At 62.5% G+C, this 6,857-nt stretch carries 12 protein-coding genes; all 12 read left to right on the top strand.

All coding sequences use genetic code 11. The annotated features are described in order from the left end of the window. The first annotated feature begins 5 nt into the window (after positions 1-5). The 12 genes from TY51_RS10135 (at position 6) to TY51_RS10190 (ending at position 6,520) form a co-directional block, all read left to right on the top strand. Positions 6-488, top strand: a complete 483-nt coding sequence (locus TY51_RS10135; protein ID WP_052650014.1) for a DUF411 domain-containing protein — start codon at positions 6-8, stop codon at positions 486-488. Positions 489-617: 129 nt separating this feature from the next. Then, positions 618-1,097, top strand: a complete 480-nt coding sequence (locus tag TY51_RS10140; protein ID WP_042249140.1) for a cytochrome c — start codon at positions 618-620, stop codon at positions 1,095-1,097. Continuing rightward, on the top strand, positions 1,094-1,660 hold the full coding sequence (locus tag TY51_RS10145) for a DsbE family thiol:disulfide interchange protein (RefSeq protein WP_042249143.1): 567 nt from the start codon (positions 1,094-1,096) through the stop codon (positions 1,658-1,660). The genes TY51_RS10140 and TY51_RS10145 overlap by 4 nt, the downstream gene beginning before the upstream one ends. Next, positions 1,657-2,181, top strand: coding sequence for a TlpA disulfide reductase family protein (locus TY51_RS10150; protein WP_042249146.1), 525 nt, complete (start codon positions 1,657-1,659; stop codon positions 2,179-2,181). The genes TY51_RS10145 and TY51_RS10150 overlap by 4 nt, the downstream gene beginning before the upstream one ends. Further along, a complete protein-coding gene (locus TY51_RS10155) occupies positions 2,178-2,456 on the top strand; it encodes a hypothetical protein (protein ID WP_042249150.1) in 279 nt (92 codons plus the stop codon). Before TY51_RS10150 ends, TY51_RS10155 begins: the two co-directional genes overlap by 4 nt. 22 nt (positions 2,457-2,478) lie before the next feature. Continuing rightward, a complete protein-coding gene (locus tag TY51_RS10160) occupies positions 2,479-2,751 on the top strand; it encodes a hypothetical protein (protein WP_042249153.1) in 273 nt (90 codons plus the stop codon). Between the two features lie 54 nt (positions 2,752-2,805). Further along, on the top strand, positions 2,806-3,456 hold the full coding sequence (locus TY51_RS10165) for an SCO family protein (protein WP_042249176.1): 651 nt from the start codon (positions 2,806-2,808) through the stop codon (positions 3,454-3,456). Further along, the gene (locus TY51_RS10170; protein WP_042249158.1) at positions 3,453-3,887 is read left to right on the top strand and encodes a copper chaperone PCu(A)C; all 435 of its coding nucleotides are present in this window, start codon (positions 3,453-3,455) and stop codon (positions 3,885-3,887) included. Before TY51_RS10165 ends, TY51_RS10170 begins: the two co-directional genes overlap by 4 nt. A gap of 2 nt (positions 3,888-3,889) precedes the next feature. Continuing rightward, positions 3,890-4,495 (top strand): hypothetical protein, encoded by a 606-nt coding sequence (locus TY51_RS10175; RefSeq protein WP_042249161.1) that lies wholly within the window; start codon positions 3,890-3,892, stop codon positions 4,493-4,495. Continuing rightward, positions 4,492-4,983 (top strand): hypothetical protein, encoded by a 492-nt coding sequence (locus TY51_RS10180; protein WP_042249164.1) that lies wholly within the window; start codon positions 4,492-4,494, stop codon positions 4,981-4,983. Before TY51_RS10175 ends, TY51_RS10180 begins: the two co-directional genes overlap by 4 nt. Continuing rightward, on the top strand, positions 4,980-5,702 hold the full coding sequence (locus TY51_RS10185) for a cytochrome c biogenesis CcdA family protein (protein ID WP_042249167.1): 723 nt from the start codon (positions 4,980-4,982) through the stop codon (positions 5,700-5,702). Before TY51_RS10180 ends, TY51_RS10185 begins: the two co-directional genes overlap by 4 nt. Positions 5,703-5,908: 206 nt before the next feature. Continuing rightward, positions 5,909-6,520: a class I SAM-dependent methyltransferase gene (locus TY51_RS10190; RefSeq protein WP_042249170.1), complete on the top strand. Its 612-nt coding sequence runs from the start codon at positions 5,909-5,911 to the stop codon at positions 6,518-6,520. The last annotated feature ends 337 nt before the right edge of the window (positions 6,521-6,857 follow it).

The following is a 6,857-nucleotide window of genomic DNA, read 5'->3' on the forward strand; positions in this document are numbered from 1 at the left end:
AAAAGATGATTGCCGCCGCCACGCTGGCTGCACTTGGAGCCAGTGGCGCCTTCGCCTTCACCAGCCTTGCTCCGGCACAGGGCGAGCTTGCCCCGACGCCGGTCGTGGCGGCGGCCGACGCCGCCCACCAAGTCACAATCTGGCGCGACCCTGGCTGCGGCTGCTGCGACACTTACGCCGATTATCTTGAAGCGCATGGCTATGTCGTGACGCTGGCGGACGACCGCAACTTCGACCGCCGCTCGGTGGATGTGGGCGTGCCGGAACAAGGCCTCGGCTGCCATCTGGCAGAGGTGGACGGCTATTACGTCAGCGGCCTCGTGCCGGTCGAGATCATCGAACGGCTGGTGACCGAGCGCCCGGACATCGACGGCATCACGCTGCCCGGCATGCCTTCGAACGCACCGGGCATGGCGCAGGTCAAGACCGGGACCCTCAAGACCTATTCCTTCGGCGAGGACGGCGTGGCCGTTTATTCTGATGAGTGAGTGCATGGGAATGATGGGCGGCCCGATGATGGGCATGATGATGCTGGGCGGCGGTGTGTTCATGCTGCTCTTAATGGCGGTGCTGGTGCTGGCCCTTGTTGCGCTGGTGAAACATCTTCGGGGGCGGGGATGAAACGGCTCGGCCTGATCCTGTCGGGCGCGGCGGTCGCAGGAGCCGCCGCACTGGCCGCAGGGGCGACGCAGTCTGAGTCTGCCGCCGAGGGCGTGACCTTCATGGGTGAACCTGTGACGGCCGATAATATCACTCTCGGGCAGGAGATCTACGCCGCCAACTGCGCCTCCTGCCACGGTGCCGATCTTGAGGGACAGCCCGATTGGAAGCGCAGGCTAGACAACGGCCGCATGCCGGCCCCGCCCCATGATAAGACCGGCCACACTTGGCACCACCCCGATAACCAGCTGTTCACCATCACCAAGCTGGGCGTAGGAGCCGTGGTCGAAGGGTACGAGAGCGACATGCCGGCTTTCGAGGGCATCCTGACGGATGCCGAGATCCGGTCCGTGCTGGGCTATATCAAGAGCACCTGGCCCCAACGGGAGCGCGGCTTCCAAGCCGACGTGACCGGCAAAGAAAAGGCTGCCCCGTGAGCACCGAAGCGAAGGCCAGACGGAGTTCCTGGTGGGCCCTGTTGCCGCTCACTATCTTCGCAGGGCTGGCAGCGGCGTTCTTCTGGGGTCTCTTCAGCAAGGCCGATGAGCTGCCCTCCGCGCTCGTCGGTCGCCAGGTTCCCGAGTTCGCCCTGCCACCCATCGAAGGCATGGCGGAGGGCTTCTCCAATGCCGACCTGCGCGGGAAGGTGTCCATCGTCAATGTCTGGGCTTCGTGGTGCGTGCCGTGCCGGGTCGAGATGCCGCTGCTGGTCGAGCTGGCCGAAACCGGTGCCGTCCCGATCTTCGGGATCAACTACAAGGATGCGCCGGAGGCTGCGCGGGCGTTCCTGGACGATTTGGGAAACCCTTACACGCGGATCGGCGCCGACCGGAACGGTCGTGTCTCCATTGACTGGGGCGTCTATGGACTGCCCGAAACCTTCGTGATCGATGCCGAAGGGCAGATCGCATACAAGCATGTCGGCCCCTTCGATCGCCGCGCTCTCGAGGAAAAGATCCTGCCGATCGTGCGGCGCCTCCAGGCGGAGGCAGGGACATGATGCGCCGCGCGGTTCTGACGGGAGCCCTGGTGCTTGCGGCGGCGCCGGCTTCTGCCCGTGTGCCCCTCAGGCTGCATGACGTCCCGCGCAGGATGCTATCAACCAGCTTTGTCGACCAGCAGGGACGGAAGCTGGCGCTGGCCGACTTCCGCGGACAGATCGTTTTGCTGAACATCTGGGCGACGTGGTGCCCGCCCTGCATTGACGAGATGCCGGCGCTCGACAGGCTCCAGGTCCGTCTCGACGACAGCGGCTTTCATGTTCTTGCGCTTTCGATCGACGAGAGAATGGCGGAGGTGCGCCGGTTTTACGACAACCTCGGCATCCGACACCTCGAACCGTATCTGGCCCAAAAATCACGCGTCATGGCGGACATCGCTGCGGTCGGCTTGCCAACAACAATCCTCATCGACCGGGGCGGCCGCGAACGTGGCCGCCTCGTCGGTCCTGCCGAATGGGACGGCCGTGCCGCCATTCGCCTGATCCAGTCCCTCAACGAAGAAAGGAACCTCAGCCAATGACCCAGATAGACGCGGGGGCGCATCCGCAGCCAACCCGTCCCCGCATCGGCATCCGCCCTGGCCGCCGCACCCTGATCCTTGCAGCGCTCGCCCTTGTCACCGCCGGAATGGCGATGAACTGGGGCTGGCTTGTCGCTGTCGGGGCTGCGCCGCTGATCCTCAGTCTGGCGCCCTGCATTGCGATGTGCGGGCTGGGTCTGTGCATGATGAGCGGCTCGAAATCTTGCGCAAGCAAGACTGGCGCGGCGGAAATGCCGCGCTCTACCACTGACTGAACCGAAACCACAGGAGAAGACCATGAACACGACGATCAAATCCACCCTGACCGCAACTGCCCTGGCAGCGCTGCTGGCGACTGCCGCCGTCGCGCAAAACAGCGCCACCAGCACCACCGATGCGCCCGAGCAGGAAACCATGCAGGGCGACATGATGCACGGTGACATGAAGGACGGCCAGATGATGGGCGGCGACATGAAGGGCATGATGCAGATGATGGAGAACTGCAACGAGATGATGCAGACCATGAACGAGCACATGAAGTCCCATGACGAAGCCGGCAGCGAAGGCTGACGAAAGAAAAATCCCGCTCGCGCACTCGGTGCGGGCGGGATGAAAGCGACAGACATGACAAAGATTTCCCCGACCGACATCAAGCGCCTGCGCCTTGTCCTCTGGTCCGCCACCCTCCTCCCCGCAATCGCGGTAGGGCTCGCGCTGTGGATGGCGCCGCCCGTGCCAGCCGCATCCGCGCCGACATTCCAAGGCGAGGCCGACATCCGCTCGGCCTTTACCCTTACCGACCATAACGGGCGGGCCGTGACAGAGGCGGACTATGCAGGGCGCTGGCAGCTCGTGTTCTTTGGCTTCACGCATTGCCCCGACATCTGCCCGACCACGCTTGCCTACATGGCCAACGTTCTCGACCTCCTTGGCAGCAAGGCGGACAACGTCGCGCCACTCTTCGTGACCGTGGACCCTGCACGGGACACGGTGCCGGTGATGGCTGCATATGTCTCCGCCTTTCACCCGCGGATGATCGGCCTGACAGGGACCGAAGAGCAAGTCGCCGAGGCGACCAGGAATTTCCGTACATGGTTCGAGCGCAGCGACAACGCCACCGCGCCCGACGGCTATGTCATGGCCCATGCCGGCCACCTCTACCTGATGCGGCCAGACGGCACGTTCGAGGCCGTATTCGTGGAAGGCGAGCAGCCACCTGAGGCGCTGGCCGAGGAAATAGCCATGCGGATCGAAAAAGAGGAGCGGATGCGATGAAGGTTCTTCTGACGGCGCTTGCACTGGCCCTGCCAGCATTGGCCATGGCCGAGGTCACGGTGTCCGACCCCTGGGCGCGGGCCAGCATCCTCGCCTCACGCCCGGGTGCGGCCTATCTGACGCTGCGATCTGACGTGGCCGATCAGCTGGTCGGGATCAAAAGCCCTGTGGCGGCGGAGGTCATGATCCATGCCGTCGAGACCGACGCGGCGGGGACCAGCCGGATGACGCATCTCGACAGGCTCGCGCTTGAGCCGGACGTTCCGGTAATGCTGGCGCCGGGCAGCATGCACGTGATGCTGATGGGCCTGACGGAGAAGCTGGAGGAAGGGGCGAAATTCCCACTGACGCTGTCGTTCCAGGAAGCGGGCGAGGTGACCGTCGAAGTGCCGATCCTCGGTCCCGGCGCTTCCGGTCCGGAGGCGGAATGAGAATGCGCCATGCCTTCGCTGCCGCAGTCCTGCTGGCCTCCCCGGCCTTTGCACATCACCCCGGGGATCGACTGGACGAGGTGACGGCTGCCAGGGAGCCAGCCTTCGAGGTGACGGACACCCGCAGCCTGCCCCATCTGGAACTTATCGATGCCGCAAGTCGCGGCGTTGAACTTGACGGAATGACCGACAGGATCATCGTCCTCAGCTTCACGCCCGAAGGCTGCGGTGCGCCTTGTGATGCGCAGCAGCGGCTGATCGAACGGGTCCGGCAGGCCGTGAACATTACCCCGATGCAGAACATGGTGAGCTTTGTGAATGTTGCAGAGCCGGGCGCGGCCGGGTTCGCTGCCGGTGAAAACTGCATCCAGGCCTCTTCGCTCCCGGGTGAACCGGTTGCCGATCTTTCCGAGGCGTTCTCCGGGCTTTCCTCGCGCGGCGGAACGGAACCGGCGGTCCACATCATTGACCGTGGCGGGCGGCATGCAGGCCTGTTTCATGGCAGCGCGTTCCGTCACGCAGACATGATGCTCTACATCAACGGCCTGACGAACATGCGGCCGCCCGAGCCAGGCTTCCGTGACAAACTAGGCGAGCTCTTCAGATGATACGAGACCTGCACCAGGCGGTGCGTCCGGATTGGTTGTCGGCCTTGCGGCGCTATATTCTGTATTCGTCCATTGGACATCTCGTGTGGGAAGTCCTGCACGTTCAGCTCTATACGATCTGGGTCGAGGGCAGCTGGAACGAGATTGCCTTCGCTGTCGTGCATTGCACTGGCGGCGACTTGTTGATCGCGGCCAGCACCTTGCTTCTGGCCCTGTTCTTGACCGGACACCCTGCGTGGCCCGGCCGGCGGGCGGGGCCGGTTCTGGTCCTGGCGGTGGTTTTCGGCGTTTTCTACACCGTGTTCAGCGAATGGCTGAACATCGAGCTGCGCGGTGCTTGGGCCTACCGCGAGGCAATGCCGGTTGTGCCATTGCTGAACGCCGGTCTGACGCCGCTTCTTCAATGGGTCGTCGTGCCGACGGTGTGTCTTCTGGCCGCGCGTCGGCTGAACCCCGCGCCGCCCGTCGAAGGGAGGCTTGAGAATTGACCGATCTTTCGGCTCTCGGTCTCACCGTTCCCCTCCTTGCAGGGGCGATCTCCTTCCTGTCTCCCTGTGTCTTGCCGCTTGTGCCGGGCTATGTTTCCTATATCGCAGGGCGAAACGCTGTTTCCGAGCCATCGCGGAGCCGGGCGGTCTGGCTCAGCCTCTGTTTCGTATTCGGCTTTTCCACCATCTTCATTGCTCTCGGGGCCTCGGCGACAGCACTCGGCCAGGCCCTTCTCGGCTGGCGCTACGAGTTGAACCTTGTTGGCGGCGTCATCATCATCCTGTTCGGCCTCTTCATGATGGGCGCGGCCCGTCTGTCAGCAATGGAGCGCGACCTGCGGTTCAACTTCGACCTGCCCGGGGGGCAGCCGCTTGCCTCCTACATCCTCGGGCTTGCCTTCGGGTTTGGTTGGACACCCTGCATCGGCCCTATCCTTGGGGCGATTCTGACCGCCAGTGCCGCGAGCGCGACTATTGGCGAGGGCGTGGCAATGCTGGCCATCTACTCCGTCGGCCTCGGCATCCCTTTTCTTCTGGTCGCGGCCTTTGCGGACGGGGTTTCACTTCGCCTACGCCGACTTCGAAACGCAGGCCGATGGCTGCACAAAGTGGCGGGTGTCATCATGGTACTCATGGGCATCCTGATGGCGACGAACAGTTTTAGTGCGCTGTCTTATCGGATGCTCGAAATGTTTCCAGCGCTTGGTCGCTTGGGCTGAAGCGTATTGGTCCTGCACCGGTTTCACCTCGTTTTGCTGAGCGCAATATTCAAGGAGACCGAAGATGACAGTGATAGGCCACGATGGGTGCAAACGGGATGCCATTCGCATTCTTCACCGGCAGCTGGCTCGTTTTGCCTAGTGGCTGCTGGGCAAATTGCCATTCCTTGGCACAAAGCGGATGACAGGCTGAAAGGAAACGCCTCATGGGAATATACGACACCTTCATTCTCCCCCGATTGACACATCTTGCGATGGGTCACCGAATGCTTACGCCGCTTCGTGAACGGGCCGTCGCGGGGGCGGCCGGCGAAGTCCTGGAGCTGGGCGTTGGCTCGGGGCTGAACCTGCCATATTATGACGCTGGCGTTTTGAGGCTGGTGGGGATCGACACCTCGGCACCCCTTGTGGAAATGGCGCTGAGGCGGGCGTCCGCGCTCCGCTACCCGGCAAATATTTTACAGGCAAGCGCGGAAGATCTCCCGTTCGCAGACCGTAGTTTCGATACCGTTGTGGTCACTTGGACGCTGTGCAGCGTTGGCGACGTCCGCAAGGTTCTGCGTGAAGTGAAACGGGTGCTGAGGCCAGGCGGCCGTCTGCACTTTGCCGAACACGGTCAGGCACCGGATAGGAACATCAGGATCTGGCAAGAGCGGATCACGCCCTTGTGGCGCCTCTGCGCTGGCAACTGCCATCTGGACCGGCCCACGGCGACTCTCCTGACGGAAGGTGGATTTCATGTTGAAAACTTGAGCACAGGCTATCTGCCAGGGCCCAAACCCCTCACCTTCATGTACGAGGGGCGTGCGCGACTTTAAAAGCAGACGGGGTCGTCATCATTGCCATTGCGCGCAGGCTCATCACCATCGCACACGCCATCCTCAAAACCGGCGAGACATGGCGGCATCAGATGGCCTGATAAACATAATTGCTAACATTTTCGCAGCAATCGGAGATTCCGATAGCCCGTGAATGTCAAGCAAAAACGTCATTCTGACCTTTTTTCAGACCAAAAGGTTATACTGCTTTCTTAGGTTAACAAACGCGTTCACTAGCGGCCGTTCCAAACCTGCAACGCGGATCAACGAATGCCCGCCTCCCCTGCCCTTTTTTCAAAGTGTTCAAAAACGATCGTTTTTGAACATGGGGCAGGGG

It is taken from the genome of Paracoccus sp. PAMC 22219, assembly GCF_000787695.1.
Classification (GTDB): Bacteria; Pseudomonadota; Alphaproteobacteria; order Rhodobacterales; family Rhodobacteraceae; genus Paracoccus.